A 25123-nucleotide genomic window follows, 5' to 3' on the forward strand; every position below is an offset into this window, starting at 1 on the left:
AGTGTGTCATCTTAAAAAGTGATACAGGTTGCGCCCTGCTCCGCACCCGACAGCTTTTCGCGCAGCGCGCCAAACAACTCACGCCCCGTTCCGACGCGCGACGCGCTCAGGTCCGGAATATGAGGCTGACGAGCGGCAAGTTCCGCCTCGTCGACCAGCAGAGTTAACTCACCTGTCTGCCCATTCACGCGAATGATGTCGCCATCGCGCACTTTTGCCAGTAAGCCGCCATCGTAGGCTTCCGGCGTTACGTGGATAGCTGAAGGCACTTTACCCGAAGCGCCTGAAAGTCGTCCATCAGTAACTAACGCGATTTTGAAACGGCGGTCCAATAATACACCAAGTGGCGGCATGAGTTTATGTAATTCTGGCATTCCATTCGCTTTTGGTCCCTGATGACGCACGACAACGACACAATCCCGATCAAGCAGGCCCGCGTCAAACGCAGGCAGCACATCATGCTGACTTTCAAATACCATGGCAGGCGCTTCAATGATCTGGTTTTCAACCGGTACCGCAGACGTCTTCATTACTGCGCGTCCCAGATTACCGCTTAGCACCTTAGTACCGCCGTGAGGAGAGAACGGCTTATCAAAAGAGGCAATGACATCGTTATCCAGTGACCTTTCCGCGCCTTCACGCCAGTCCAGCTCGCCGTTGTTGAGCCAGGGCTCCAGCGTATAGCGTTTCAGGCCGAAGCCTGCGACAGTATTAACGTCTTCGTGCAGCAATCCGGCATTGAGCAGCTCACGCATCAATACCGGTACACCGCCCGCCGCCTGGAAGTGGTTAATGTCCGCCGGACCGTTCGGGTACAGACGTGCCATCAACGGAACCACTTCCGACAAATCCGAGAAGTCATCCCAGTTGATCAGAATGCCCGCCGCGCGCGCCATTGCAACCAGATGCATGGTGTGGTTGGTGGAGCCGCCGGTAGCCAGCAGCGCGACAATGCCGTTCACCACAACTTTTTCGTCGATCATTTTACCGAGCGGCATCCACGTATTGCCGTTGCCGGTAAGACGTGTTACCTGACGTGCGGCAGCGGCAGTCAATGCCTCGCGCAGCGGCGCATCCGGATGCACAAACGAAGAACCCGGCAACTGCATTCCCATAAACTCCACCACCATCTGGTTGGTGTTGGCGGTGCCGTAAAATGTACAGGTGCCCGGCGCATGGTAAGAGGCGGCTTCTGACTCCAGCAGCGCCATTCTGTCTACTTTTCCTTCCGCATATAGCTGACGAATACGGACTTTTTCTTTATTCGGCAGGCCGCTCGCCATCGGGCCTGACGGAACAAAAATCGCGGGTAAATGGCCAAAAGAGAGCGCGGCCATCGCCAGCCCCGGAACGATTTTGTCGCATACGCCGAGGAATAACGCGCCGTCAAACATATTGTGAGAGAGGCCTACTGCTGCCGACATCGCTATCACTTCGCGGCTGAGTAATGACAACTCCATGCCATCCTGCCCTTGCGTAACGCCATCGCACATTGCCGGTACGCCGCCTGCGACCTGACCTACCGCATTCACGGAATGCAGGGCCTGACGAATAATTTCCGGATAATGTTCATACGGTTGATGCGCAGAGAGCATGTCATTGTAGGAGGTGATGATGGCGATATTATTGCGCAACATACTTTTCAGCGAGGCTTTGTCCTCTGGCTGACAGGCGGCGAAACCATGCGCCAGGTTGCCGCAGGCCAGTTGAGATCGGTGGACCGTGGCGGTTTTCGCCTGCTCAATGCGGGCAAGATAGGCTTTGCGGGTCTGCTGCGAGCGTTCGACAATGCGCTGTGTTACGCGTAACAAATTAGGATTCATAGAGGCTCCTGAAATTTATCTGTCCGGCTACCGGGTTTACCATGCGTTTTATCAATGTGGAAAGACAGTGAAATACATGATGTCCGGTGATAATGGGGCAAAATCGTTTCAGGCAGTGTAATAAAAAAAGCCTCGCAGGTGAATCCACACGAGGCTTAAAAGTGCAAAAATGATTCTACAATCTGTGTTAGATCATGTTACCGGTAAAATACCACCTAAGAGTGAGTGGCAAATTTACTCAAACTCATTCCACGAACGACCGTCACGGGTAATCATCGCCACGGACGCTACCGGTCCCCAGGTGCCCGCCTGATACGGCTTCGGCGCGTCGTTGTCCATCGCCCATGCTTCGGTAATGGAGTCCACCCACTTCCAGGCTTCTTCCACTTCGTCACGGCGGACAAACAGCGCCTGAATGCCACGCATCGTTTCCAGCAGCAGGCGCTCATATGCATCCGCCAGGTGCGTCTGATTAAAGGTCTCGGAGTAGCTCAGATCAAGCTTCGTGATCTGCAGATTATGCTTATGATCCAGCCCCGGTACTTTGTTAAGCACCTGAATATCTACGCCTTCATCTGGCTGCAGGCGAATCGTCAATTTGTTCTGCGGCAGGTCTTGCCAGGACTCTTTAAAGAGGTTCAGTTCAGGCGTCTTGAAATAAACCACGACTTCAGAGCACTTGGTTGGCAGACGCTTGCCGGTGCGCAGATAGAATGGCACGCCCGCCCAACGCCAGTTATCGATGTCGACGCGTATAGCGACGAAAGTTTCGGTGTTGCTGCTTTTATTCGCGCCCTCTTCTTCCAGATAGCCCGGCACCTTTTGACCCTGCGCAAAGCCAGCGGTGTATTGACCACGAACCGTTTTTTCACGCACGTTGGAGCGATCAATACGGCGCAGCGATTTCAACACTTTGACTTTTTCATCGCGAATACTGTCGGCGCTCAGGTCAGACGGCGGTGACATGGCAATCATGCAGAGAATTTGCAGCAAGTGGTTCTGGATCATATCGCGCATCTGACCGGCCTGGTCAAAATATCCCCAGCGTCCTTCAATCCCCACCTCTTCCGCTACGGTAATCTCAACGTGATCGATAGTGCGGTTATCCCAGTTATTAACGAATAACGAGTTGGCAAAACGCAGCGCCAGCAGGTTGAGAACCGTTTCTTTGCCCAGATAGTGGTCGATACGATACACCTGGCACTCTTCAAAGTATTCGCCGACCCGATCGTTAATCTCACGCGAGGTCGCCAGCGAAGTACCCAACGGTTTTTCCATCACGACGCGCGCCGGTTTGGCGTTGAGTTTAGCCTCCCCTAACCCTTTGCAAATAGCGCCAAACGTGCTGGGCGGCATCGCAAAATAGTTAATGGTGGTGCGGTTTTTTTGATCCAGCATATCGCCCAGGCGACTAAACGCAGGCGTATCGTTCACGTCAAGATTACAAAAATCCAGACGGCCGCTCAGCGTATCCCACAAGCCTTCATCAATTTTTTCCTTCATGAAGGTTTCCAGCGCCTCACGCACGACGTGGGTATAAGCTTCTTTATCCCAGTCCGCGCGCCCCACCCCAATGATCCGGGTATCCGGATGGATCTGGCCGGCTTTCTCAAGCTGATACAGGGAAGGCAGCAGTTTCCGGCGCGCCAGGTCGCCTTTCGCGCCGAAAATGACCAGGTCACATGCCTGGGCTGTTTGCGTTACCGCCATGTCATTCTCCTCAGTTAATCTCCTGGTACTTTAGCCAGGATATCGTTGTAATTTTATTACACAGCACTGTACTGCTTTTACGAGATTACGGAAACCGTAAACGCCTTTTCATGGGTGAACCGGCGTTTGATTGGCAATATAATCGGCAAAACGCCTAATAAAATTGTCGCTTTTCCACACAAGCTGGAACTTAAAATCCGACGTCGGTCATGTAATGAAAAAAAACGACATCTTTTTTAGCCATTTTGCCCCCTTTGACAGCCGCCAGGAGTAATATCTAACAAAACGCGCTCGGTTTCGCGCATCATTGAAATCGCTAATACCCATGAGCCTTGCTAATCATGAATATGCTGGAAAAAGTCCAGTCTCAACTGGAACATTTAAGCAAATCTGAACGAAAAGTCGCCGATGTTATTCTGGCCGCCCCAGGCAGATCGATTCACTTAAGCATTGCCATGCTGGCCCAGGAAGCTAACGTTAGCGAGCCAACGGTGAACCGTTTCTGTCGCAGCATGAATACCCGCGGCTTTCCTGATTTTAAACTGCATCTGGCGCAAAGTCTGGCAAATGGCACCCCCTATGTTAATCGCAATGTGGATGAAGATGACAGCGTTGAGGCCTATACAGGAAAAATCTTCGAGTCCGCCATGGCCAGTCTCGACCATGTTCGTCAGTCGCTGGATAAATCGGCCGTCAACCGCGCCGTCGATTTACTGACCCAGGCAAAAAAAATCGCCTTTTTTGGTCTTGGTTCCTCCGCCGCGGTCGCGCATGACGCCATGAATAAGTTTTTTCGCTTCAATGTGCCGGTGATTTACTCCGACGATATCGTGCTGCAACGGATGAGCTGTATGAATTGTAACGATGATGACGTCGTGGTGCTCATTTCGCATACTGGCAGAACCAAGAGCCTGGTGGAACTGGCGCAGTTGGCGCGGGAAAACGATGCGATGGTGATCGCCCTGACCTCCGCTGGAACGCCGCTGGCGCGCGAAGCCACGCTGGCCATTACCCTCGACGTACCGGAAGATACAGACATTTATATGCCCATGGTCTCTCGACTTGCTCAGCTGACCGTGATAGATGTGCTGGCAACGGGATTTACTTTGCGTCGCGGGGCAAAATTCAGAGATAACTTGAAGCGTGTCAAGGAAGCGCTCAAGGAATCGCGTTTTGATAAAGAATTACTCATCAGGAGTGATGACCGCTAAAAGCAATAACAATGTTCTACCCTTTTCGTCATCCGGGGACGTTCATTTTATACCGTTAAGGTTTCAGAACGACCGGTTCAATGTTCACGCAACACCAAGTTGTTTTAGTCAACGGAGTATTACATGTCCAGAAGGCTTCGCAGAACCAAAATCGTTACCACGTTAGGCCCGGCAACTGACCGCGATAACAACCTTGAGAAGGTTATCGCCGCGGGCGCAAACGTCGTACGTATGAACTTCTCTCACGGCTCGCCGGAAGATCATAAAATGCGTGCTGATAAAGTCCGTGAGATTGCCGCCAAACTGGGGCGTCATGTGGCTATTTTAGGCGACCTGCAAGGGCCAAAAATTCGCGTTTCCACTTTTAAAGAAGGCAAAGTGTTCCTCAATATCGGGGACAAATTTCTGTTAGACGCTAACCTGGGTAAAGGTGAAGGCGACAAAGAAAAAGTCGGCATTGATTACAAAGGGTTGCCGGCAGATGTCGTTCCTGGCGATATCCTGCTGCTTGACGATGGTCGAGTGCAGTTGAAAGTGCTTGAAGTCCAGGGCATGAAAGTCTTTACCGAGGTCACCGTCGGCGGCCCGCTGTCTAACAATAAAGGCATTAACAAGCTCGGCGGCGGGCTTTCTGCTGAAGCGCTGACCGAAAAAGACAAAGCCGATATTCAAACCGCTGCGTTGATAGGCGTTGACTATCTGGCCGTCTCCTTCCCGCGCTGCGGCGAAGATCTGAACTATGCACGCCGCCTGGCGCGCGACGCCGGCTGCGACGCGAAAATTGTGGCTAAGGTCGAACGCGCCGAAGCGGTATGCGACCAAAACGCCATGGACGATATCATTCTGGCCTCTGACGTTGTGATGGTCGCACGTGGCGACCTGGGCGTTGAAATCGGCGATCCGGAGCTGGTTGGTATTCAGAAGGCGCTGATTCGCCGTGCGCGTCAGCTAAACCGCGCGGTCATCACCGCAACGCAGATGATGGAGTCGATGATCACCAACCCGATGCCGACCCGTGCGGAAGTGATGGACGTGGCGAACGCCGTCCTGGATGGCACGGATGCGGTTATGCTGTCTGCCGAAACCGCAGCCGGTCAGTATCCTTCTGAAACCGTTGCCGCAATGGCGCGCGTCTGCCTGGGCGCAGAAAAAATCCCCAGCATCAATGTGTCTAAACACCGTCTCGACGTGCAGTTTGACAACGTTGAAGAAGCCATTGCCATGTCTGCGATGTATGCGGCAAACCATCTGAAAGGCGTTACCGCGATCATCACCATGACGGAATCCGGTCGTACCGCGCTAATGACTTCCCGTATCAGCTCCGGCCTGCCGATTTTCGCCATGTCGCGCCATGAACGCACGCTGAACCTGACCGCGCTCTACCGCGGAGTAACGCCGGTGCATTTTGATAGCGCGGCTGATGGCGTTGTCGCGGCGCATGAAGCTGTTAATCTGCTGCGCGATAAAGGGTATCTGGTTTCCGGCGACCTGGTGATCGTGACTCAGGGCGATGTCATGAGCACCGTCGGTTCAACCAATACCACGCGTATTTTGACCGTTGAGTAAAACTCCCCCACGCCTGTTCATCAGGTAGTACAGGGTTTGTCAGCATAAAGCCTCTCTTACGAGAGGCTTTATTTATTTGATGGGATAAAGATCTTTACGCTTATACGGCTGAATCTCGCCTGGCTTGCGGGTTTTGAGCAGCTTCAGGATCCAGGTGTACTGTTCCGGATGCGGGCCGACAAAAATTTCGACCTCTTCGTTCATCCGTCTGGCGATAGTGTGGTCGTCAGCCGTGAGCAGATCGTCCATCGGCGGGCGAATCTGGATAGTCAGGCGATGCGTTTTACCATTATACACCGGGAAAAGCGGTATCACGCGTGCGCGGCACACTTTCATCAGCCGACCAATCGCAGGCAGCGTCGCTTTGTATGTCGCAAAGAAATCAACGAATTCACTATGCTCCGGGCCGTGATCCTGGTCCGGCAGGTAGTAACCCCAGTAGCCCTGACGAACAGACTGAATAAAGGGTTTAATCCCGTCATTTCGCGCATGCAAACGTCCGCCAAAACGCCGACGCACGGTGTTCCAGATATAGTCAAAAACCGGATTACCCTGATTATGAAACATCGCCGCCATTTTTTGCCCCTGAGAGGCCATCAGCATGGCTGGAATGTCGACGCCCCAGCCATGCGGAACGAGAAAAATGACTTTTTCGTCGTTACGACGCATCTCCTCAATGATTTCCAGACCTTCCCAGTCAACACGCTGTTGAATTTTTTCCGGACCGCGCATCGCCAACTCAGCCATCATCGCCATTGCCTGTGGCGCGGTGGCGAACATCTCATCGACAATCGCTTCGCGCTCAGCTTCGCTACGCTGCGGAAAGCACAATGACAGATTAATTAGCGCCCGGCGACGAGAACTCTTCCCCAGCCGTCCGGCAAAACGCCCCAGCGTCGCCAGCAAAGGGTCGCGGAATGATGCCGGCGTTAATGCGATCCCCGCCATTGCCGCCGCGCCCAACCAGGCGCCCCAATACTGCGGATAGCGAAAGGATTTTTCGAACTCAGGGATATACTCACTATTATTTTTTTTGGTTTCCATGCTTTTCCAGGGTCTGCTGACGCGAAAAGGAATTGTGAATAGTGTAGCGACGTCTGCGTCTCACACAAAACAAAAAAGCCGGCACACATCGCGTACCGGCTCTGTCAGCGCATTTGTTAATCGAAGCGCAGTTGTGGCAGAACCTCTTTCACCTGTGCCAGGTATTCACGACGATCTGACCCCGTCAGACCTTCCGTGCGCGGCAATTTTGCTGTCAGAGGGTTAACGGCTTGCTGGTTTATCCATACCTCATAATGCAGATGCGGCCCTGTGGAACGCCCGGTGTTACCAGAAAGCGCAATACGATCGCCACGTTTCACTTTTTGCCCCGGTTTCACCAGCAGCTTACGCAAGTGCATGTAACGTGTGGTGTAGGTGCGTCCATGACGAATCGCAATGTAGTAACCGGCAGCGCCGCTACGTTTAGCGACCACGACCTCGCCATCCCCCACCGACAGCACCGGCGTACCCTGCGGCATCGCAAAGTCAACGCCACGATGCGGCGCAACGCGTCCGGTAACCGGGTTCAGACGACGCGGATTGAAGTTGGAGGAGATGCGGAACTGTTTTGCGGTCGGGAAGCGTAAAAAGCCTTTCGCCAGGCCAACACCGTTACGGTCATAGAATTTACCGTCAGCGGCGCGAATGGCGTAGTAATCTTTACCATCGGAACGCATCCGCACGCCCAACAACTGACTCTGTTCACGCTTGCCATCCAGCATCTCGCGCGACATCAGAACCGAAAATTCATCGCCCTTTTTCAGCTTGCGAAAATCCATCTGCCACTGCATGGCTTTTATCACTGCGCTGATTTCGCTGCTGGTTAAACCTGCCTCTTTCGCGCTGGCGACAAAGCTACCCCCTACCGTACCTTTCAGCAGACTGTTGACCCAGTCCCCCTGCTGCATTTCACTGCTCATTTTAAAACCGTTGGCAGTGCGATCGTAGGTACGCGTTTCACGGCGGGAGACTTCCCATGTCAGACGCTGTAAATCGCCATCGGCGGTCAGTGTCCAGGAAAGCTGTTGGCCAATTTTCAGATTGCGCAGCTCCTTATCAGAAGCGGCAAGTCGGCTAATATCGCTCATATCGATGCCGTACTGATTCAGAATGCTGCTTAACGTATCGCCTGTGGAGACGACGTATTCATGGACGCCGACTTCGCCTGCGGTTTTATCGTCCAGCTCATCCTGAGGAATAGCTTCATCTTCCTGCGCGGCCTGATCAATGGGTTCGCTGGCCTCCGGTAAGAGGGAACGAGTCTCGCTTTTCTCCAGTTCAATAGTTTTAACGATTGGCGCGGATTCTGGGTGGTAAACATAGGGCCGCCATACGGCGACGGCCAGTGTCAGAACGGTAAGTGACCCCAGCATAACGCGGTGGGGTCGGGGCAGATTATTAAATGCCAGGGCGACAGAGCGGGCTATCTGTTGCACGTATTCACTTCCTCGTTAATCTCCTTTCAGGCAGCTCGCATACTGGTTGGCTAATTGGCTTAAAAACGCTGAATAGCTTGTTTTACCCAGTTTAATGTTCGTCCCGAGGGGGTCCAGTGTTCCCATTCGAACGGATGTCCCTCTCGCCACGGCTTCCACGACCGCTGGCCTGAATTGTGGCTCAGCAAAAACGCAGGTTGCTTTTTGCTCAACCAACTGTGTTCTTATTTCATGTAAACGCTGCGCGCCAGGTTGTATCTCAGGGTTCACGGTAAAGTGACCGAGCGGGGTGAGTCCGTAGTGTTTTTCGTAGTAACCGTAGGCGTCATGAAAAACGAAATACCCTTTCCCCTTGAGCGGCGCGAGCTCGTTACCGACCTGTTTATCGGTTGCGGCTAATTGTGCCTCAAAATCCTTCAGGTTGGCGTCGAGTTTGGCTCGACTTTGCGGCATAAGTTCCACTAATTTTTCATGGATTGCAACCGCTGTAGCCCGCGCTATCTCTGGGGAGAGCCAAAGATGCATGTTATATTCGCCGTGATGGTGATGTACGTCACCTTTTTCCTCATCGGCGCCCGTATGCGCATGTTCATCCTCATCATCATCCGCGCCCTTCATGAGTAACGGTTTTACATCGGCAAGTTGCGCAATGGTAACCTGCTTATTATCAGGGATATTCCTGACCGACTTCTCCATAAAGGCTTCCATTTCCGGGCCAACCCAGACGACTAAGTCCGCGCCCTGTAAGCGTTTTACGTCTGATGGACGCAATGAATAATCATGCTCGGATGCCCCATCCGGAAGTAATACTTGCGTATCCGTAACGCCATCAGCAATGGCGGAAGCGATGAACCCAAGCGGTTTAAGCGAAGCGACAACGGCAGCGTCGGCAGCCTGGGTTGCACTCCCCCAAAGCGCGGCGGATAATGCTGCGAAAAGAAGCGTATTTTTCTGTAACATAATGCGACTAATCATCGTAATGAATGTGTGAAATGTGATATTATAACATTCTATCACTTCTGCAAGCCTAAAATTAACATGACAAGTTTAGTTTCACTGGAAAACGTCTCGGTCTCATTTGGTCAACGCCGCGTCCTCTCTGACGTGTCGCTTGAATTGAGCCCTGGAAAAATTTTAACGCTTCTCGGCCCTAACGGCGCGGGGAAGTCAACGCTTGTACGCGTGGTTTTAGGACTGGTAGCCCCTGATGAAGGGGTGATCAAGCGCAACGGGCAACTCCGTATCGGCTATGTCCCGCAAAAGCTCTATCTCGATACCACGCTTCCGCTGACGGTAAACCGATTTTTACGTTTACGTCCCGGCACGCAAAAAACGGATATTCTCCCGGCGCTTAAACGCGTTCAGGCCGGACATTTGATTGACGCGCCCATGCAAAAACTCTCCGGCGGCGAGACACAGCGCGTACTGCTGGCGCGTGCTCTGCTTAACAGGCCGCAGTTGCTGGTACTTGATGAGCCGACGCAAGGCGTGGATGTCAACGGCCAGGTCGCGTTATACGACCTTATCGATCAGCTGCGTCGCGAACTCGATTGCGCCGTGTTGATGGTGTCACATGATCTACATCTGGTCATGGCAAAGACGGATGAAGTGTTATGCCTGAACCATCATATTTGCTGTTCCGGCGCGCCGGAAGTGGTGTCTATGCATCCGGAATTTATCTCTATGTTTGGCCCGCGAGGCGCGGAGCAATTAGGGATTTATCGCCATCATCATAATCATCGCCACGATTTACAGGGTCGTATTGTACTGCGCCGGGGAAATGGTCACTCATGATTGAATTATTACTGCCCGGCTGGCTGGCCGGGATGATGCTGGCCTGCGCCGCTGGTCCTTTGGGCTCATTTGTGGTCTGGCGTCGGATGTCCTATTTTGGCGATACGCTGGCTCACGCGTCGCTTCTGGGCGTGGCGTTTGGCCTGTTGCTGGACGTTAACCCCTTTTATGCGGTAATCGCCGTTACGCTGCTGCTGGCCGCCGGTCTGGTATGGCTGGAGAAACGCCCTCACCTCGCGATTGATACCTTACTGGGCATTATGGCGCACAGCGCCTTATCTTTAGGACTGGTCGTGGTCAGCCTGATGTCCAACGTCCGCGTTGATTTAATGGCTTATCTGTTTGGCGATTTGCTGGCCGTCACGCCGGAAGATCTTATCTCGATCGCTATTGGGGTCGTTATTGTGCTGGCCATTCTCTTCTGGCAGTGGCGCAACTTGCTGTCAATGACTATCAGTCCGGATCTTGCCTTTGTCGATGGCGTGAAGTTACAGCGCGTGAAGCTGCTATTGATGCTGGTAACGGCGTTAACTATCGGCGTAGCGATGAAGTTTGTCGGAGCGCTGATCATTACGTCGCTACTGATTATCCCCGCCGCAACCGCGCGTCGCTTTGCCCGTACGCCAGAGCAGATGGCGGGCGTCGCCGTTGGTGTAGGTATGATAGCGGTTACAGGTGGACTGACCTTCTCAGCCTTTTATGATACCCCGGCAGGGCCATCCGTAGTGCTGTGTGCCGCGCTACTGTTTATCTTCAGTATGATGAAAAAGCAGGCAAGCTAAGCGTGTGTTGCCCGGTGGCGCTGCGCTTACCGGGCCTACAAAATCGCCCAGGTCTGATGAGCGCAGCGACTTCAGGCGCTAAGGCATCTCTGGCGGCGTGATCCCGAAATGGTTCCAGGCGCGCACCGTTGCCATACGCCCACGCGGCGTGCGCTGCAAAAAGCCTTGCTGAATCAGATACGGCTCCAGCACATCCTCAATGGTTTCACGCTCTTCGCCAATCGCCGCCGCCAGGTTATCCAGTCCCACCGGTCCACCGAAGAATTTATCAATAACCGCCAGCAGCAGCTTGCGATCCATATAGTCAAACCCTTCCGCATCGACGTTCAGCATATCCAGCGCCTGCGCGGCAATTTCCGCTGAAATAGCCCCGTCATGCTTCACCTCGGCGAAATCACGCACACGTCTGAGCAGGCGGTTGGCTATACGCGGCGTACCGCGCGCCCGACGCGCCACTTCCAGCGCGCCGTCATCGCTCATCTCAAGCCCCATGTGCCTTGCGCTGCGCCCGACGATGTGCTGCAGATCGGGCACCTGGTAGAACTCCAGGCGCTGCACAATACCAAAACGGTCGCGTAGCGGGGACGTTAACGACCCGGCGCGCGTCGTCGCGCCAATGAGCGTAAACGGCGGCAGATCGATTTTAATTGAACGTGCAGCAGGCCCTTCGCCAATCATAATATCCAACTGGTAATCTTCCATCGCCGGATAGAGTACCTCTTCCACCACCGGTGAAAGCCGGTGAATCTCATCAATAAACAGCACATCATGCGGTTCAAGATTGGTGAGCATAGCCGCCAGATCGCCTGCTTTTTCCAGCACCGGGCCAGACGTGGTTCGGAGATTGACGCCCATTTCATTGGCAACGATATTCGCCAGAGTCGTTTTACCTAACCCTGGCGGGCCGAAAATCAGCAAGTGATCTAGTGCGTCGCCACGCAGTTTTGCCGCCTGAATAAAGATCTCCATCTGGGAGCGCACCTGCGGTTGGCCGACATATTCCGCCAATAACTTCGGGCGAATGGCGCGATCGGCGACGTCTTCTGCGATCGTGGCGCCTGCTGAAATCAGGCGATCTGCTTCTATCATCCTTTACCTCATAACGCGGCGCGTAACGCGTCGCGAATCAGTGTTTCACTGCTTGCATCCGGACGGGCGATCTTGCTTACCATCCGACTGGCTTCTTGCGGTTTATAACCCAGCGCCACCAGCGCAGCAACTGCTTCTTGCTCAGCATCTTCCGAGCCTGGGCTGGCCGGCGACGTCAATACCAAGTCGACCGCTGGCGTAAAGAGATCGCCATGTAGCCCTTTAAAGCGGTCTTTCATTTCGACAATCAGCCTTTCGGCGGTTTTCTTGCCGATACCCGGCAACTTCACCAGTGCGCCAAGCTCTTCGCGCTCAACCGCATTCACGAACTGCTGCGCCGACATGCCGGAGAGAATCGCCAGCGCTAGCTTAGGCCCGACGCCATTCGTTTTAATTAGCTCTTTAAACAGCGTGCGCTCTTGCTTATTGTTGAATCCGTACAGCAACTGCGCATCTTCACGCACCACAAAGTGGGTGAAGACGATTGCCTCCTGCCCGGCCTCCGGCAGCTCGTAAAAGCAGGTCATAGGCATATGTACTTCATAGCCTACGCCCCCTGTCTCCAGCAGCACGATCGGGGGTTGTTTTTCGAGAATAATGCCTCTGAGTCTGCCTATCACATGACGCTCCTGCGTAAAGGGCTGAAAAGATAATGCACTATCATAAAAAAAGACTGGATGTTTATCCAGATGAAAAACACGTATCCCGATATTTCTGTACTCCGACAACCCGCGATGGTTAACGACGGGTACGCTCCCCGCTGCGTACAAAATAAGTCGTACACACATTGACAACTTTTTGCGTCCTACGCGAATAACTTTTTGCCAACATGCCGTGGCGCACGTTCGGTAGTCTTCAATAATGAGTATCCTGATAACACTAATACTGTATCCAGTACGAATGCCAACAGCGGAACATCGGGCCTCCCAAAAACAGACCCGAGAATAGATGTAATAATATTAACCACTAGCGCTGAATTTAATCGCATGTTGTTTTATCATCGCGCATAACAGATTTTAATTCACCATGACACAATAAATATTGTGCAAACTCATTTTTCATGCCATCGAAATTCACGGCTGGTATCCCTTCTGAATAATTATAATAAATATTCACATACTCTTCGCTACTAAAAAGTGCCTGTCGTTTTGCTGCTAACCCACGACCTTTTGCTGCAATATACTGGAAGCAGTGGCCGCTGGCGCCACAGCTCCGCCCATCATCAACAATATATATATCGGCAGCGTTAAACAACTGTTCCAGCCAGCACTGGCGAATCGTTCCGGCCGCACAAACCAAAAATAATGATGCGCTAATCATCCACCCGGATTTTTTTACCGATGTCATAGCCAGGAAAGCCATAAAGCACGCTGCCTGCAGGCACAAAACCAGTTCTTTATTCCCGGCAACCAAATGCCACTGGTTAAATACTAAGGTAATGAAAACTGAACTCAATGTTGCCAACAGTCGGGTTCTGAACCGCCTGGCAGGGAGAAGTAAAAATAATAATGAAATCGTCCCTGGCTTTAATAAAAAAACAACGGTATTAGCCTCTGCCATATCAATACTCAAACAATAACAAAAACTAATAAACAGATAAAAGATAATAGCAACAAAAATATAAGAAAAATAAAACATCCAACCTATTCTCATTGGTCTATCATCAACCACGTCATACTCCCTGTCAATATGAGAGATCAGATAATGAGAAATTTACCACCTTAATTCCCCTCAGATATATTTGCGACATTAATTCCAATAAATGAAATATTCACCATGCATATTTCGATGACACTAAGGCTTGTCATTTATCTGGTATAATGCTAACTACCCTGTAGAATAAATAAAAGGAATTTATTTCAAATAATGGAATGCAGAGATGAAAAAACATTATCCTGTCCAATATGAAACCGGGGATATCGTCTTTACCTGTATAGGTGCCGCGCTTTTCGGCCAGATATCCACCGCTTCACAGTGCTGGAGCAACCATGTTGGGATTATTATTGGTCATAATGGTGATGACTATCTGGTGGCGGAAAGCCGCGTCCCCCTCTCAACCGTCACCACGCTGTCACTGTTTATACAACGTTCAGCCGGACAACGTTACGCGGTTCGTCGCCTGTGCGGCGGCCTGACGGTCGAACAGAAACTCGCCATCATGGAGCAGGTTCCCGCCCGGCTGAATAAGTTTTATCACACGGGGTTTAAATACGAGTCATCACGCCAGTTCTGCTCGAAATTTGTGTTTGATATCTATAAAGAAGCATTGTGTATTCCGGTAGGCGATATTGAGACATTCGAAGAATTACTTCACAGCAATCCTGATGCGAAACTCGCCTTCTGGAAGTTCTGGTTTTTAGGTTCAATCCCGTGGGATCGTAAGACGGTGACGCCCGCCAGCCTGTGGCAACATCCCAATTTAGAATTAATTAGCGCCTGTGGAATTGAAACCCCTCAACGCGAGGCTGAGGGAGAATGATTTAGCGCAACCTTCCCCGCGCCAGATTGAGTCGGCTCTCGCTCATTTGCATCGCGTTCTGGCTAACGTGGCAATGCGTAATGGCGATAGCCAGCGCATCCGCGGCATCGGCCTGCGGGTTAGCGGGCAGTTTGAGCAACGTGCGCACCATATGCTGAACCTGGCTTTTTTCCGCGCTACCAATACCGACGACGGTTTGCTTCACCTGACGCGCCGCGTATTCAAACACGGGCAGTTCCTGATTGACCGCGGCGACAATCGCGACGCCGCGCGCCTGTCCCAGCTTGAGGGCTGAGTCGGCATTTTTCGCCATAAACACCTGTTCGATAGCAAAATAGTCCGGCTGGAACTGCGTGATGATTTCCGTCACGCCTGCGTATATAAGCTTCAAACGAGACGGCAAATCATCGACTTTGGTGCGAATACATCCGCTGCCCAGATAGGTCAGTTGTCTGCCTACCTGGCGGATAACGCCATAACCGGTAATGCGCGAGCCGGGGTCAATACCGAGAATAATCGACACGCTATACCCCCTGCCCGCCGGCGTTTAACAGCACCATTACAGGGTCGCCGCCACCTCATCAGAGATCTCACCGTTATGGTAGACTTCCTGAACATCGTCACAGTCTTCCAGCATATCGATCAGACGTAGCAGTTTCGGCGCGGTTTCCGCATCCATATCCGCTTTAGTTGACGGGATCATGGACACTTCGGCGCTGTCTGCTTTCAGACCCGCCGCTTCCAGCGCGTCACGCACTTTGCCCATCTCTTCCCAGGCAGTGTAAACATCAATCGCGCCATCATCATAGGTCACAACATCTTCCGCGCCGGCTTCCAGAGCGGCTTCCATGATGGTGTCTTCATCGCCTTTCTCAAAGGAGATGACCCCTTTCTTACTGAACAGGTACGCCACTGAGCCATCGGTACCCAGATTACCGCCGCACTTGCTGAAAGCATGACGCACTTCCGCTACGGTACGGTTACGGTTGTCGCTCAGACACTCAATCATAATGGCCGTGCCGCCAGGACCATAACCTTCATAGATGATGGTTTCCATGTTCGAGTCTTCATCACCACCCACACCGCGAGCGATGGCACGGTTCAGAGTGTCGCGGGTCATGTTGTTGGCCAGCGCTTTATCTACAGCCGCGCGCAGACGCGGGTTGGCATCCGGATCGCCGCCGCCCAATTTAGCTGCCGTTACCAGTTCACGAATAATTTTAGTGAAGATTTTACCGCGCTTGGCATCCTGCGCAGCTTTACGATGTCTGGTGTTGGCCCATTTACTATGACCTGCCATAAATATTTCCTCAAAAAAAGCGCGCCTTTTCAGGCGACGTTAATGACAAACTCTTCAATCGCTTGCCGGTTACTCCAGGACTTGGTAAGCGCCGCCGCGTCAGGCGCATCAAGCCACTGGTACGTCAGATGTTCAGTGAATATCACCTGCCGCTCATGCGGTAACGCAAGGCAGAACCAGAATTCTGTATTGTGCATGACGCCCGGCGCATAGCGATGACGTAAATGTGAAAAAATTTCAAACTCCACCGTACGTTGGCAGTCGATTAAGGTCAGTTGCTCTGCCGCAACATCAATCGTGACCTCCTCTTTGACTTCACGTACGGCGGCCTGCAACGCGGTCTCCCCTTCTTCTATGCTGCCAGTCACTGACTGCCAAAAATCCGGGTCATCGCGTCGCTGCAACATTAGCACCCGTTTCGTATCCTGCGCGAAAATAACCACCAGGACCGAAACGGGGCGCTTGTACACTTTATCCTTCACGCGACCTCGTTGTTGGCTGTTGGGTGACGCCGCGCATTGATGAGACTCCCCCTTGCGGGCCGCCGCGATATCACGCGAATGATGTCGTGTACATTGTTCATATCAGTTATTCTCGGCTTTCTTCACAACCTGAATCCCTAACTCCGTCAACGCTGCCTGGTTGGCGAAACTCGGCGCTTCGGTCATCAGACACGCGGCGGCGGTCGTTTTCGGGAAGGCGATAACATCACGAATATTGTCGGTGCCGGTCAACAGCATGGTCAGACGGTCCAGACCAAACGCCAGGCCCGCATGCGGCGGCGTACCGTATTTCAACGCATCCAACAGGAAGCCGAACTTTTCGCGCTGCTCCTGCTCATTGATACCGAGAATACCAAATACGGTTTGCTGCATTTCACCGTTGTGAATACGCACCGAACCGCCGCCCACTTCATAGCCGTTAATCACCATATCGTAAGCGTTAGCGACGGCTTCTTCCGGCGCAGTTTTCAGTTCAGACGCCGTCATGTCACGCGGGGCGGTGAACGGATGGTGCATCGCGGTCAGACCGCCTTCGCCGTCGTCTTCGAACATCGGGAAGTCAATCACCCACAGCGGCGCCCATTTGTCTTCGTCGGTCAGGCTCAGGTCTTTGCCCAGTTTCAGACGCAGCGCGCCCAGCGCATCGGCAACCACTTTTTTGTTATCTGCGCCGAAGAAGATCATGTCGCCGTCCTGCGCGCCGGTACGTTCAAGGATAGCGTCGACGATGTCGGCGGTCAGGAACTTGGCCACCGGACTGTTAATCCCGTCCAGACCTTTCGCGCGCTCGTTAACTTTGATATACGCCAGGCCTTTCGCGCCGTAGATCTTAACAAAGTTACCGTAATCGTCGATCTGCTTACGGCTAAGCTGTGCGCCGCCAGGCACACGCAGCGCTGCCACGCGGCCTTTCGGATCGTTAGCCGGGCCCGCGAAGACCGCGAACTCTACCGATTTCAGCAGGTCAGCGACATCCACCAGCTCCATCGGGTTACGCAGGTCTGGTTTGTCGGAACCGTAACGACGTTCCGCTTCGGCAAACGTCATGACCGGGAAATCCCCCAGATCCACGCCTTTCACTTCCAGCCACAAATGGCGCACCAGCGCTTCCATCACTTCGCGCACCTGTGGCGCGGTCATGAAGGAGGTCTCGACGTCGATCTGAGTAAACTCCGGCTGACGGTCAGCACGTAAGTCTTCATCACGGAAGCATTTGACTATCTGATAGTAACGGTCGAAACCGGACATCATCAGGAGCTGTTTGAACAGCTGCGGCGACTGCGGCAGCGCGTAGAATTTACCTTTGTGCACGCGCGAAGGCACCAGATAGTCGCGCGCGCCTTCCGGCGTGGCTTTGGTCAGCATCGGCGTTTCAATATCAAGGAAACCGTGATCGTCCATAAAACGACGCACCAGGCTGGTAATTTTGGCGCGAGTTTTCAGGCGCTGCGCCATTTCCGGACGACGCAAATCCAGATAGCGGTACTTGAGACGCGCCTCTTCGGTATTAACGTGGTTAGCGTCAAGCGGCAGTGAGTCTGCGCGGTTGATGATAGTGAGAGAGGACGCCAGCACTTCAATTTCGCCGGTCGCCATATCCGCATTGACGTTTTTCGCGTCACGCGCACGCACGGTGCCCGTAACCTGAATGCAGAACTCATTACGCAGTTCAGAGGCCAGCTTTAACGCGTCCGCACGATCCGGATCGAAGAACACCTGCACAATACCTTCGCGGTCGCGCATATCGATAAAGATCAGGCTACCAAGATCACGACGACGGTTGACCCAACCACACAGAGTCACCTGCTGCCCCACGTGGGACAGACGTAGCTGTCCGCAATATTCTGTACGCATGAGATATCCCTTAACTTAGCCGCAGGCGGATTGTTGCCTGCCATGCAGGCGACGAAGTCGCAGCTTTAGCTGTATGTCACAACTGGATGAAAAAAGGCGGCTATTATACTGGAAATTCTGCCGCACGATAAGAGTCAATCCAGCATGGGAGCGATAACTTGCCCGTTTCATGCGGTATCGACGCCTGGTTCATACTGACTGTACCCGGGTTTTTCACGCGGGTATTGCGTATGCTCACAAAAATTAACAATATTTGTCGCCGCTTTCCTCTTTAATCGCGCTTAAGGTGTAGTGAAATCCGCTATTTTTAGGAGAGTGATTATCATGCTGAAACTCAACGCGACCACAACCGCCCTGGTGGTTATTGATTTACAGGAAGGAATTCTTCCGTTTGCCGGCGGCCCGTATACGGCAAATGAGGTGGTCGCCCGCGCCGCGCGGCTGGCGGAAAAGTGTCGCGCCAACGGCTCACCCGTGGTTATGGTACGCGTCGGATGGTCTGATGATTATGCCGAAGCGTTAAAACAGCCGGTGGATGCCGCAACGCCTGCGCACGCATTGCCGGAAAACTGGTGGACCTGGCCTACGGCATTGGGTAAAAAGGACAGCGATCTGGAAGTGACTAAACGCCAGTGGGGCGCGTTTTACGGCACCGACCTGGAATTACAGCTTCGCCGCCGGGGTATCGACACCATCATATTGTGCGGGATCTCAACCAATATCGGCGTCGAATCCACAGCGCGTAACGCCTGGGAGTTAGGATTTAACCTTATTATTGCCGAAGATGCCTGTAGCGCCGCCAGCAGTGAGCAGCATCAGAGTAGTATGACGCATATTTTCCCGCGCATTGGCCGGGTACGCAGCGTAGAGGATATTTTAAACGCCTTATGATCTACATTGGCTTGCCGCAATGGTCGCACCCGAAATGGGCGCGGCTCGGCATCACCAGTCTGGAAGAGTATGCCCGCCACTTTAACTGCGTGACGCGGGCATTTTAAAAATCATTAAAGAACGCCCAAGAGCATGTGTTTTCTTTAGTAGAATCAATTCATTACTAATCTAGTGCATATAAATTTCGGCAAAGTTCATATGTGCAATAATGTCCCATTCATGCCCCATAATAGATATTTTTGTCCCATCCTTGCCCCATAAATCCACCGCCTACTGTCCATAACTTCTATACTTTCTGTCTGTTGTAAATTTGGAGGTTTCTATGTGCGGACGCTTTGCCCAGTCAATGACGCGTGAAGACTACCTCATTCTTCTCGCTGAAGAAGCAGAACGCAACATCCCATATGATCCTGAACCGATCGGGAGATTCAACGTAGCACCAGGCACCAAAGTTTTGCTACTAAGTGAACGTGATGAAAAATTACATCTCGACCCGGTGCTTTGGGGTTACGCTCCCGGATGGTGGGATAAAGCTCCACTGATTAACGCCCGCGTCGAGACAGCGTCCTCCAGCAGAATGTTTAAGCCACTATGGCAGCATGGCCGAGCTATCTGTTTTGCCGATGGATGGTTCGAGTGGAAGAAGGAAGGCGACAAGAAGCAGCCGTATTTCATTCACAGGAAGGACGGTAAGCCTATCTTCATGGCGGCGATCGGCAGTACACCGTTCGAACGCGGCGATGACGCAGAGGGATTCCTGATTGTCACATCAGCTGCTGATCAAATGCTGGTCGATATTCATGACCGCCGGCCGCTGGTTCTCACACCGGAAGCGGCCCGGGAATGGATGCGCCAAGATATTGGCGGGAAGGAAGCGGAAGACATAGCTATCGACGGCACTGTGCCAGCAGAGAAGTTTATCTGGCACGCTGTTACTGACGCAGTGGGGAATGTTAAAAATCAAGCTTCAAATTTGATAAAGCCTATTAAATAGGCCTTATCTCATGTGCATGATTTAATCAGCGGATCGCATATGATTCATCTTTCTGAATGTTAAACACATCACTAAGGACGCCATCAAGCTCTCCTTGCATATCTCCGACAAAACAAATTTTTGAATTGGCTTCAGCTTTCTTAAGAATGGACTTCACCTTATTTTTTAATGGCGTAGGACCAATTTTAATCTCTTGAATGGTAAGGGTATCATTTGGAGATGGATGATTCATGAGTACTTCTAAAGCAGCCCTACCGACAAGCGAAAAGTGAACATCACCATTTTCGATTTTTCCGCCAGAAAGGCAGCAGTAGTATTTCTTTCTATCGTAATCGACTTCCAGAGCCATAAACATCATATCTGTATCTTCAGAAAGTCCAAGTTGCTCCTGGAGTTCTTTTAGCGTTTCCTCGTTCGGCTTAACACCTCTAATCATACGCGATTTAATAGTTGGCATAAAACACCCTCTTGAAGTAAGTTAATGAATCAATTGAAAAAATAATCCATTAATTTACCATTGAAAGGGTAATTTTACTATTGAGCTATTTCACAATTAGTAAATCCGACCATCGTGTAGTGTAACGAGGGGAAAGCATCTCCCTTTTCATCTGCCATTGCTGCTGGATACCCTGCCCGGCGAAATAGAGCGTTCCCCGTCCTCCTTCAGCATTCAGGCGATCCAGCACACTCATCAACTTCTCACTGCCGGCGCGCGGCGCGTTATCGTCGAACAGGTTTAGTTGCGCGACGCCCTGACTGAAAAAGTCACCCAGCATCACACCCGCTTTCTGGTAGCGATAGCCGTCGCGCCAGATTTTATCCAGGCACTTCACAGCCGCATTGATAATGTCGCGTGAATCCTGCGTGGGGATAAGAACCTTCACTGCGGCGCTATTCCCATAGTAGGGCTCGTTTAGGGCAAAGGGGGAAGTTTTGACGAATGTTGAAATGAAACGACAGTACTGGTGTTCACCGCGGAGTTTTTCTGCCGCGCGCGCAGCGTAGCTGCAAATGGCCTGGCGCATATCCTCATAATCTGTGACCCGCTCGCCGAAGGAGCGGCTACAAACGATTTCCTGCTTTGCCGGCGCAAATTCTTCAAGCTCCAGACATGGCTCTCCGCGAAGCTCTCTCACGGTACGCTCCAGCACGACATTGAAGTGTTTCCTGATGATCCAGGTACTTTGTTCAGAGAGATCGAGAGCAGTTTTGATGCCCAGGGCATTGAGCTTCTTACTGATGCGCCTGCCGACACCCCAGACATCCTCTACGGGTATCAGGGCCAGCAGCCGACGCTGGCGGTCAATGTTCGACAAGTCAACCACCCCGCCGGTCTGGCGCTGCCACTTTTTCGCAGCATGGTTAGCCAGCTTGGCAAGGGTTTTCGTCTGGGCAATGCCTACACCGACAGTCAGGTGCGTGCGCTTCAGGACCGTCGCTCTTATCTCGCGCCCGAAATCTGTCAGATCCCGGCAGCTTCGTACACCAGTCAGATCACAAAAAGCCTCATCAATGCTGTAAATTTCTACCCGCGGCGACATCTCCTCGAGTGTGGTCATTACCCGGTTCGACATATCAGCGTAAAGCTCATAATTACTGCTGAAGCAAACAACGCCAAATTGCTTGAAGCGTTCTTTCTGTTTAAAGTATGGCTCACCCATTGCGATACCGAGCTGCTTCGCCTCGGTGCTGCGCGCAATCACACAACCATCGTTGTTCGACAGTACGACAACCGGACGCCCTCTCAAATCTGGTCTGAATACAGTTTCACAACTGGCGTAAAACGAATTAACATCGCAAAGTGCGAACATGCTCAGCTCACTGCTTTAACGATGAAAGTAACGACGCCGAATACGTCCAGCGTGTCTTCGCTGCCGACGATGATCGGCGAATAAGCGCTGTTCATCGGATTGAGCTGAACTGTAGGTCGCAGCTGCAGGCGTTTAACAGTAAACTCCCCATCCACGGCTGCAATAACAATATCGCCGTGTTCAGCGGTTCGTGAGCTATCCACCACCAGCAGATCACCGTCGTTGATGCCTGCTTCAATCATTGAATCCCCCGTTGCTTTGACAAAATACGTTGAGCTCGGATGAGAAACGAGCAACTCATTAAGATCGATACGCTGCTCAATGTAGTCCGCCGCGGGACTGGGGAATCCACACGGCACTAAGTAACTGAAAAATGGGAGAGAAATAATTTCGCGCAACTCTGTAGGTCTGAAAAATTCCATAATCCATACCTCAAATACTGTTTTTATATACAGTAGTTTCATTTGAACATGTGCGCAAGATACCGGAGTCGCTACGGTTGTTTAAATATTCATCGCTTCGTTTGTAAGTTTCTATCTCAATTCAAATTATAGGTTTTGTAAATTTTCTGGTTGTATTGTCATATGCGCATATTTAAACCAGTTTGGAGACCGGGAATTTTCTGTACAACGTCGACAGCCCCACGTCATAAATGATCGCCACACGCTGTCGCGGTATTCCCGCCCCAATCAGGCGCCCGGCCTGCGCCCATTGTTCCGGGGGGAGCAGGCCGGACAATAGCCTTTATTGTGGATTTAGTCAGGCTGGTTTTTCGGGCCAGTCTGGGTTAGCTGTATCCACCCGGTTTACCATTACGCTATAAAGTTCCCATGCTTCCAGCCGTTTAATCTCTTCATCTGTGGCAATTTTCAGTTTTACCGCCCGCGCCAGTGGCGCAATAACTGACTCTGCCTCAGCAAGAAGTTCCGCTTTTCTGGCTTCAGCCTGTGCAACCAGCTCTTCAGGCGTATATTCGCGATGCTCAACCAGTACCGGGCCTCCTTTCCTGTGCTCGATATATTTTCCGTCCACCTGGCCCTGCATAAGCTCGCGATAATACTCATCTGTCAGGGGAATTAAATCGTCAGGGTAATTATCGGATTCGGTATCCGGTTGCCAGAAAAAACCTTTTTCTTTAAAGCTGTAATAATATTCGCTCATTGATATTTATCTCCCAATCGCAAACCAGGCTACAGGAAAATTATTGACCAGATTGGCCATTCCTGATGACTTGGTGGCGGCAAAAAACTGACTGTTGCTCACCGGGTATCCGAATGCGTTATCCACCTGGGTGCCCTGAGCGTTGGTATTGGTTACAAAAACGGCAAAGCAACCAACAGGGAAAGCGCGCGGGAAATTGTAGGTTCCGTTTGAGTTACCAAGTGTTCCCCACTGCATTATAAATCCGGTGCTGTCGTCCAGAATCCAGCCCCAGTCCTGAATGCTGCCGGTATTTTTACGGGCGAAAGTCTGGTTAACATAATCCCATGTGGCGCGAGTGTTGATGTTGTTGTCACGAACTGCCAGTTCACTATTGATCCAGTCAATCGTTCCACGGGTATTTAGCTGATTAGTAATCCAGATACTCAGCCAGTTATTCCCCCACACTGAACTAAAAATGTCACCATTAGTGGTCATGCGCGCATTATCGAAATGAATATCGGTGAGCATGTGTAATCCGTTGCCATCGATATAACCCACTTTGGCACCGTTACAGTAAATATCCAGTACGCCATCCGCGCTGCCGATAAATCCACTGTCACTGTCACCGATATTTATACACGGTGTGCTGCCGTCAAAAACGCCGGTTCCGATATTGCCGATACTCACGCGTTTTGTTGGATTGAGGGTTTCTTTTAAACCGATATTTTGTACAAACCGCGGCTTGTCAGGAATGTCTGCACCGTTCTGTGATTTTTGTAACGCATCGGCGGCACGATTTATCGTTTCTTCTAAACCAACGTTCTGGAGAAACAGCGGCTTATTCGGGATGTCCGCGCCATTCTGTTTTTTTTCAAGACGGGTTTTAACCTGTTCGTCGATCAGCCTGCCAATGGCGGCGTGAAGCTGCGTATGTTCGCCTTTACTGAGTGGTATGCCGGCGGCTTCAATAACAGTGCAGACCTCTTCCTGGACTGCATCCCACATATCACTGTTGAGATCCGTTGCGCGGCGGCCCGTGGCGGGATCACCATTCGTAAATCCGTTTTTTCCCTGACCAAATTTATCTTTTTGCGCGGTGGGCGTATCAATTCTGTGCATTCTCTTTTCCTTCCGGATAAGCAAAAACGACAACCGTATGCGATGGACAAAGCTTATCAATCACACATTCAGCAACAGTATCGCCCCACGTTCTGATCGCAGAATCGCAGGTGCTTGTACAGGTCTGCCAGCTGATATTCGCATCAGCCGGAATATTCACACGCCAGTAGTAACGCCAGAATTCCCCCCATTCAGGATCGGGTGTGCTGTCGAGATTCTGAAACTGCTCAATGGTGGCATCGGTATACCCCAGGGCATCAAGCTGTTCCCGATAAAACCTCTCGTTTATACCACCGGCAACATTCGCCTTTGCATCCAGCCGTTGCTGGCGCTGCTGTAATGTCTGCACACCTTCCGGTGCACAGGAGTCAGGCAGTCCATACAGCTGTTCATAACGGTCTATGAGCTCCGTAGTTCTGGCCGGATCAATTTCAGCCATCAGTTCATCCGCTCTCTGATGTACCCGGTTCAGCGACGGCGCCAGCCCTTCAATCAGTGGATTTTCTCCGTCCCAGGCAGGTCCTTCCGGCAGAAGGTGATAAAGTAACTGCGTATATTCGTCCTGCAACGCCAT

General features: G+C 51.9%; 25 protein-coding genes and 2 pseudogenes. 8 read left to right on the forward strand and 19 right to left on the reverse strand.

Going from position 1 to position 25123, the window contains the following annotated elements; translation table 11 throughout:
• Window positions 1-11 precede the first annotated feature (11 nt).
• On the reverse strand, window positions 12-1823 hold the full coding sequence (edd, locus tag ACLJRE_RS07770) for a phosphogluconate dehydratase (protein ID WP_001069118.1): 1812 nt from the start codon (window positions 1821-1823) through the stop codon (window positions 12-14).
• Window positions 1824-2057: 234 nt separating this feature from the next.
• On the reverse strand, window positions 2058-3533 hold the full coding sequence (zwf, locus tag ACLJRE_RS07775; RefSeq protein WP_000301711.1) for a glucose-6-phosphate dehydrogenase: 1476 nt from the start codon (window positions 3531-3533) through the stop codon (window positions 2058-2060).
• 341 nt (window positions 3534-3874) lie between these two features.
• Here zwf and ACLJRE_RS07780 point away from each other — a divergent pair, with 341 nt between their 5' ends.
• Together ACLJRE_RS07780 and pyk are read left to right on the forward strand one after the other, a co-directional pair.
• Complete coding sequence (locus ACLJRE_RS07780; protein WP_001056719.1) at window positions 3875-4744, forward strand: MurR/RpiR family transcriptional regulator; 870 nt, start codon at window positions 3875-3877, stop codon at window positions 4742-4744.
• A 123-nt stretch (window positions 4745-4867) separates the two neighbouring features.
• On the forward strand, window positions 4868-6310 hold the full coding sequence (pyk, locus tag ACLJRE_RS07785) for a pyruvate kinase (protein WP_000091156.1): 1443 nt from the start codon (window positions 4868-4870) through the stop codon (window positions 6308-6310).
• 72 nt (window positions 6311-6382) lie between these two features.
• On the opposite strand, the gene lpxM is transcribed toward pyk, so the two are convergent.
• The 3 genes from lpxM to znuA form a co-directional block, all read right to left on the reverse strand.
• Window positions 6383-7354, reverse strand: a complete 972-nt coding sequence (lpxM, locus tag ACLJRE_RS07790) for a lauroyl-Kdo(2)-lipid IV(A) myristoyltransferase (RefSeq protein WP_000448397.1) — start codon at window positions 7352-7354, stop codon at window positions 6383-6385.
• 116 nt (window positions 7355-7470) lie between these two features.
• Entirely contained in the window at window positions 7471-8790 is a 1320-nt protein-coding gene (mepM, locus tag ACLJRE_RS07795; protein WP_001184030.1) for a murein DD-endopeptidase MepM, read from the reverse strand.
• A 15-nt stretch (window positions 8791-8805) separates the two neighbouring features.
• Window positions 8806-9750 carry a zinc ABC transporter substrate-binding protein ZnuA gene (gene znuA / locus ACLJRE_RS07800; protein WP_000939597.1) on the reverse strand — a complete coding sequence of 315 codons (945 nt, stop codon included), beginning with the start codon at window positions 9748-9750 and terminating at the stop codon, window positions 8806-8808.
• 78 nt (window positions 9751-9828) lie between these two features.
• Here znuA and znuC point away from each other — a divergent pair, with 78 nt between their 5' ends.
• Both znuC and znuB read left to right on the forward strand, forming a co-directional pair.
• Window positions 9829-10584: a zinc ABC transporter ATP-binding protein ZnuC gene (gene znuC, locus ACLJRE_RS07805; RefSeq protein ID WP_000203023.1), complete on the forward strand. Its 756-nt coding sequence runs from the start codon at window positions 9829-9831 to the stop codon at window positions 10582-10584.
• Window positions 10581-11366 (forward strand): zinc ABC transporter permease subunit ZnuB, encoded by a 786-nt coding sequence (znuB, locus tag ACLJRE_RS07810; protein WP_000571508.1) that lies wholly within the window; start codon window positions 10581-10583, stop codon window positions 11364-11366. Before znuC ends, znuB begins: the two co-directional genes overlap by 4 nt.
• 78 nt (window positions 11367-11444) lie before the next feature.
• Here znuB and ruvB read toward each other — a convergent pair whose 3' ends face one another.
• The 3 genes from ruvB to ACLJRE_RS07825 all read right to left on the reverse strand — a co-directional run bounded on the left by ruvB (window position 11445) and on the right by ACLJRE_RS07825 (window position 14126).
• Window positions 11445-12455: a Holliday junction branch migration DNA helicase RuvB gene (gene ruvB / locus ACLJRE_RS07815; RefSeq protein ID WP_000568504.1), complete on the reverse strand. Its 1011-nt coding sequence runs from the start codon at window positions 12453-12455 to the stop codon at window positions 11445-11447.
• A gap of 8 nt (window positions 12456-12463) precedes the next feature.
• Entirely contained in the window at window positions 12464-13075 is a 612-nt protein-coding gene (gene ruvA / locus ACLJRE_RS07820; RefSeq protein WP_000580333.1) for a Holliday junction branch migration protein RuvA, read from the reverse strand.
• A 358-nt stretch (window positions 13076-13433) separates the two neighbouring features.
• The gene (locus tag ACLJRE_RS07825; RefSeq protein WP_023212497.1) at window positions 13434-14126 is read right to left on the reverse strand and encodes a hypothetical protein; all 693 of its coding nucleotides are present in this window, start codon (window positions 14124-14126) and stop codon (window positions 13434-13436) included.
• Window positions 14127-14334: 208 nt separating this feature from the next.
• On the opposite strand from ACLJRE_RS07825, the gene ACLJRE_RS07830 reads away from it, so the two are divergent.
• Window positions 14335-14934 carry a YebB family permuted papain-like enzyme gene (locus ACLJRE_RS07830; RefSeq protein WP_000716739.1) on the forward strand — a complete coding sequence of 200 codons (600 nt, stop codon included), beginning with the start codon at window positions 14335-14337 and terminating at the stop codon, window positions 14932-14934.
• A gap of 1 nt (window position 14935) precedes the next feature.
• Here ACLJRE_RS07830 and ruvC read toward each other — a convergent pair whose 3' ends face one another.
• The 4 genes from ruvC to aspS all read right to left on the reverse strand — a co-directional run bounded on the left by ruvC (window position 14936) and on the right by aspS (window position 18591).
• Window positions 14936-15457, reverse strand: coding sequence for a crossover junction endodeoxyribonuclease RuvC (ruvC, locus tag ACLJRE_RS07835; protein ID WP_000022509.1), 522 nt, complete (start codon window positions 15455-15457; stop codon window positions 14936-14938).
• Window positions 15458-15493: 36 nt separating this feature from the next.
• Window positions 15494-16234 (reverse strand): YebC/PmpR family DNA-binding transcriptional regulator, encoded by a 741-nt coding sequence (locus tag ACLJRE_RS07840; protein ID WP_000907242.1) that lies wholly within the window; start codon window positions 16232-16234, stop codon window positions 15494-15496.
• Window positions 16235-16263: 29 nt separating this feature from the next.
• Window positions 16264-16716, reverse strand: a complete 453-nt coding sequence (gene nudB / locus ACLJRE_RS07845; protein WP_000653693.1) for a dihydroneopterin triphosphate diphosphatase — start codon at window positions 16714-16716, stop codon at window positions 16264-16266.
• A gap of 102 nt (window positions 16717-16818) precedes the next feature.
• A complete protein-coding gene (aspS, locus tag ACLJRE_RS07850) occupies window positions 16819-18591 on the reverse strand; it encodes an aspartate--tRNA ligase (protein WP_001258629.1) in 1773 nt (590 codons plus the stop codon).
• 324 nt (window positions 18592-18915) lie between these two features.
• Here aspS and ACLJRE_RS07855 point away from each other — a divergent pair, with 324 nt between their 5' ends.
• The 3 genes and pseudogenes from ACLJRE_RS07855 to ACLJRE_RS07865 all read left to right on the forward strand — a co-directional run bounded on the left by ACLJRE_RS07855 (window position 18916) and on the right by ACLJRE_RS07865 (window position 20476).
• Window positions 18916-19482 carry a hydrolase gene (locus ACLJRE_RS07855; RefSeq protein ID WP_000916144.1) on the forward strand — a complete coding sequence of 189 codons (567 nt, stop codon included), beginning with the start codon at window positions 18916-18918 and terminating at the stop codon, window positions 19480-19482.
• Window positions 19479-19574, forward strand: a pseudogene (locus tag ACLJRE_RS07860) (hypothetical protein); the annotation flags it as partial. The gene ACLJRE_RS07855 and the pseudogene ACLJRE_RS07860, both read left to right, overlap by 4 nt.
• Window positions 19575-19804: 230 nt before the next feature.
• Window positions 19805-20476, forward strand: coding sequence for an SOS response-associated peptidase (locus ACLJRE_RS07865; protein ID WP_023223468.1), 672 nt, complete (start codon window positions 19805-19807; stop codon window positions 20474-20476).
• Between the two features lie 25 nt (window positions 20477-20501).
• Here ACLJRE_RS07865 and ACLJRE_RS07870 read toward each other — a convergent pair whose 3' ends face one another.
• The 7 genes and pseudogenes from ACLJRE_RS07870 to ACLJRE_RS07900 form a co-directional block, all read right to left on the reverse strand.
• The gene (locus ACLJRE_RS07870; RefSeq protein ID WP_023223469.1) at window positions 20502-20933 is read right to left on the reverse strand and encodes a hypothetical protein; all 432 of its coding nucleotides are present in this window, start codon (window positions 20931-20933) and stop codon (window positions 20502-20504) included.
• A gap of 85 nt (window positions 20934-21018) precedes the next feature.
• Window positions 21019-22287, reverse strand: coding sequence for a Y-family DNA polymerase (locus ACLJRE_RS07875; RefSeq protein WP_023223470.1), 1269 nt, complete (start codon window positions 22285-22287; stop codon window positions 21019-21021).
• 2 nt (window positions 22288-22289) lie between these two features.
• On the reverse strand, window positions 22290-22709 hold the full coding sequence (locus tag ACLJRE_RS07880) for a translesion error-prone DNA polymerase V autoproteolytic subunit (RefSeq protein ID WP_198902088.1): 420 nt from the start codon (window positions 22707-22709) through the stop codon (window positions 22290-22292).
• A 172-nt stretch (window positions 22710-22881) separates the two neighbouring features.
• Window positions 22882-23013 (reverse strand): annotated as a pseudogene (locus ACLJRE_RS07885) (helix-turn-helix domain-containing protein); the annotation flags it as partial.
• A 33-nt stretch (window positions 23014-23046) separates the two neighbouring features.
• Window positions 23047-23448, reverse strand: a complete 402-nt coding sequence (locus tag ACLJRE_RS07890; RefSeq protein WP_096753325.1) for a tail fiber assembly protein — start codon at window positions 23446-23448, stop codon at window positions 23047-23049.
• Window positions 23449-23454: 6 nt separating this feature from the next.
• The gene (locus tag ACLJRE_RS07895) at window positions 23455-24549 is read right to left on the reverse strand and encodes a gp53-like domain-containing protein (protein WP_079972651.1); all 1095 of its coding nucleotides are present in this window, start codon (window positions 24547-24549) and stop codon (window positions 23455-23457) included.
• Window positions 24536-25123 carry a YmfQ family protein gene (locus ACLJRE_RS07900; protein ID WP_079972650.1) on the reverse strand — a complete coding sequence of 196 codons (588 nt, stop codon included), beginning with the start codon at window positions 25121-25123 and terminating at the stop codon, window positions 24536-24538. The genes ACLJRE_RS07895 and ACLJRE_RS07900 overlap by 14 nt, the downstream gene beginning before the upstream one ends.

It is taken from the genome of Salmonella sp. SAL04157 (genome assembly GCF_046551635.1).
In the GTDB taxonomy this organism is placed as follows: Bacteria; Pseudomonadota; Gammaproteobacteria; order Enterobacterales; family Enterobacteriaceae; genus Salmonella; species Salmonella enterica.